3 protein-coding genes and 1 pseudogene are annotated in these 3,114 nt (G+C 54.1%); 1 reads left to right on the top strand and 3 read right to left on the bottom strand.

The features are described 5' to 3' along the window. Positions 1-222: pseudogene (locus ACTHSP_RS19105) on the top strand (3'-5' exonuclease); the annotation flags it as partial. Positions 223-306: 84 nt separating this feature from the next. Here ACTHSP_RS19105 and prmC read toward each other — a convergent pair. Genes prmC through tldD form a run of 3 tightly spaced genes read right to left on the bottom strand, consistent with a single transcriptional unit; the run spans position 307 to position 3,066 of the window. After that, positions 307-1,119, bottom strand: coding sequence for a peptide chain release factor N(5)-glutamine methyltransferase (gene prmC, locus ACTHSP_RS19100; RefSeq protein ID WP_440346689.1), 813 nt, complete (start codon positions 1,117-1,119; stop codon positions 307-309). Next, positions 1,109-1,570: a hypothetical protein gene (locus ACTHSP_RS19095; RefSeq protein ID WP_107867875.1), complete on the bottom strand. Its 462-nt coding sequence runs from the start codon at positions 1,568-1,570 to the stop codon at positions 1,109-1,111. Before ACTHSP_RS19095 ends, prmC begins: the two co-directional genes overlap by 11 nt. A gap of 53 nt (positions 1,571-1,623) precedes the next feature. Then, the gene (gene tldD, locus ACTHSP_RS19090) at positions 1,624-3,066 is read right to left on the bottom strand and encodes a metalloprotease TldD (protein WP_440346688.1); all 1,443 of its coding nucleotides are present in this window, start codon (positions 3,064-3,066) and stop codon (positions 1,624-1,626) included. Positions 3,067-3,114 lie beyond the last annotated feature (48 nt).

Genomic DNA, 3,114 nt, shown 5'->3' with positions numbered 1-3,114 from the left:
AAGGTTTGGGACGCCTATCATGCAGGCCGTCTGAAAGACATCCGCGACTATTGCGAAACCGATGCCGCCAATACCTACCTGATGTACATGCGCTTTCGCATGATGAGCGGCGCGCTCGATGCCGACGAATACGAAGTCGAAATCAAACGCATCAAACATTATCTGGCTGCACAAGCCGAAGAAAAACAACACTGGGCGGAGTTTGTCGCTGCTTGGCGTTAAACCAGGCCGTCTGAACAGCTAAACCAAAAAACCAAAAGGGCGTGATCGACACGCCCTTTTTTATATTTCGACAAATCATGCCCATTAAGCAGGCAAACGCCCCAGCGTTACCCTATCCAATCCAGCCAAATCCTGTTCGGTTGCCACTTCGGCAAAACCGTTCTCCAGCATAATGTTCCGCACCGCTTCGCCTTGGTCATAGCCGTGTTCAAACAGCAGCCAGCCGTTGGCTTTCAGGTATTTTGGGGTTTCTTGGGTAATGTGGCGGATATGGCTGAGGCCGTCTGAAAAGTCGGTCAGCGCGTTTTGCGGTTCAAACCTCAAATCGCCTTGCGACAAATGCGCATCGCCGTCCTCGATATACGGCGGATTGGAAACAATCACATCGTATCGGCCTTCAGACGGCCTGTCGGTATCAAACCACGAACCCTGCGCAAACTCGACTTTTGCGCCCAATTCGGCCGCATTTTGACGGGCAGTATCTAAAGCACCGACGCTGATATCGGATGCGCGAACATCGGCATTAACGCGTTCAAGCGCGACGGTCACGGCAATGGCGCCGCTGCCCGTTCCCAAATCCCACACGCGGCCTTGCGGCGGCAAGCGTTTGAGCACGGCTTCCACCAAATGCTCGGTTTCAGGGCGTGGAATCAACACATGGGGATTGACGGCAAAGCGTCGTCCGTAGAACTCGCGCTCGCCCAACAGATAGGCCATCGGCTCGCCTTTCAGACGGCGTTGAGCCAAAGTCTCCAAGGTTTGCAGGGCGGAGTCTGCCAAATCGTCCGTACCGCGTGTCACCAGCTGCGCGCGCGTATAACCCAGCGCATATTGCAACAACATCCGCGCTTCATTTTTGGGCAGTGCCGATTGGCGCAACCATTCATCAAGCGTCATTTTTCGTCCCATCTGCCAGCGTTGTGGCTTTTCTTTCCTTATTCTTTCCGGCAAACGTACCGATGGTGGCAACCGCAAATGCGGCATACCACAAATAAAATCCGGCGCCGTAGCGCAAAATATCCGATGTATTCCCTGCTTCATCGACGTGTACGGCTTTCACACTGAAAGCCACCAACGCCAAGCCCCAAAGTGCCGCATGGACAGGCACGACCTTCTTCCGCAACGCCAGCAAAACAATGGCCGCTAACCAAACATAATTCGCATAGGCCGCACAATACCTGATATCCAAAGAAGCAAATATCGATCCCAAAATCAAAACGGTTACACCCTTCATGCTTTCATGATTGCCCAAATAAAATGCAACATTGGACAAAGATGCTATCCACAGGGCAACCGACACCAGCAACATCACGATGGGAAAACTTGATTTCCGATTCTCTTCCTGCATGGTTTTATCCTAATGTAAAAGGCCGTCTGAAAATCTTTCAGACGGCCTGCCGTTTAAATTTCGCTACCGCCGACGGTCAGTCCGGCATCAATCCTCAGGGTCGGTTGTCCGACGCCGACAGGAACGCTCTGCCCTTCTTTGCCGCAGACACCGATGCCGCTGTCGAGCGCAGTGTCGTTGCCTATCATGGAAACGTGTTTCAGCACTTCGGGACCGTTGCCGATAATGGTCGCGCCTTTGACAGGATATTGCAGTTTGCCGCCTTCCACCCACCACGCTTCGGATGCGCTGAACACGAACTTGCCGCTGGTAATGTCCACTTGTCCGCCGCCGAAGTTAACAGCGTAAATGCCCTTGTCGATGGACGCGATAATTTCTTCCGGCTCATAGCCGCCGTTTTCCATAAAGGTATTGGTCATGCGCGGCATAGGCGCAGAAGCGTAACTTTCGCGGCGGCCGTTGCCGGTCGATTGCGTGCCCATCAGGCGGGCGTTGGTTTCGTCCTGCATATAGCCGACCAAAATACCGTCTTCAATCAATACAGTACGGCGGGTTTCATTGCCTTCGTCGTCGATATTGAGCGAGCCGCGTCTGTCGGCAATATCGCCTTGATCCACAACGGTAACGCCTTTGGCGGCCACGCGCTCGCCGATTCTGCCGGAGAAAACGCTGGTTTCTTTGCGGTTGAAATCGCCTTCCAAACCATGTCCGACCGCTTCGTGCAGCAACACGCCCGGCCAGCCGTTGCCCAAAACGACGGTCATCTCGCCGGCAGGTGCAGGACGGGATTCGAGATTGGTCAGGGCTTGTTTGACGGCGGAATCGACAAACCGATGCACCAAGTTTTCATCGAAATACGCCAAATCATAACGTCCGCCGCCGCCCGCGCTGCCCTGCTCGCGACGCTCGCCCTGCTTGGCAATGACAGTTACGTTCATGCGCACCATCGGGCGGATATCGGCAGCGTGTTTACCGTCCAGACGGGCGATGTACACCATGTCGTATTCGCAGGTCAAACCGGCCATCACTTGCACGATACGCGGATCGGCAGCTTTGGCCAGCGTTTCGACTTTGTTCAACAGCGCAACTTTGGCGGCAGAATCGAGGCTGGCAATAGGGTCAATCGCCATATGGATAGGCTTGCCGTAGGCAGGTGTCGGCACTTTAACGCTGGCCTCGCCACCTGCCGCACCAATCACGCGCACGGCTTTGGCAGAACGGTTGATCGAATCGATACACAGGCTGTCGGCGTAGGCAAAAGCGGTTTTATCACCCGATACGGCACGCACGCCCACGCCCTGATCGATTTGGAAGCTGCCCGATTTAACGATGCCTTCTTCCAAATGCCAACTTTCGTAGGCAGTACGCTGACAATAGATGTCGGCATAATCAACATGATTGGCACCGATAATGCTCAGGCTTTGAGCGAGCAAATCGGGAGAAAGATGGTTGGCTTCGAGCAAATCTCGCTGTACGGCGGCGTAGGTTTGTTGCATAATTTTTCAGACGGCCCGACAAGCAGGCAAAGTTAATTTGGCCTTGAT

Source organism: Neisseria sp. P0001.S005 (assembly GCF_051963715.1).
The sequence above is the reverse complement of the archived record's forward strand: the minus strand, read 5'-3'. Positions and strand labels throughout refer to the sequence as shown.

What these genes read in the sequence shown, in the direction of transcription:
- prmC (WP_440346689.1), bottom strand. Translation starts at nt 1,119, where the DNA reads ATGACGCTTGATGAATGGTTGCGCCAATCGGCACTGCCCAAAAATGAA.
- ACTHSP_RS19095 (WP_107867875.1), bottom strand. Translation starts at nt 1,570, where the DNA reads ATGCAGGAAGAGAATCGGAAATCAAGTTTTCCCATCGTGATGTTGCTG.
- tldD (WP_440346688.1), bottom strand. Translation starts at nt 3,066, where the DNA reads ATGCAACAAACCTACGCCGCCGTACAGCGAGATTTGCTCGAAGCCAAC.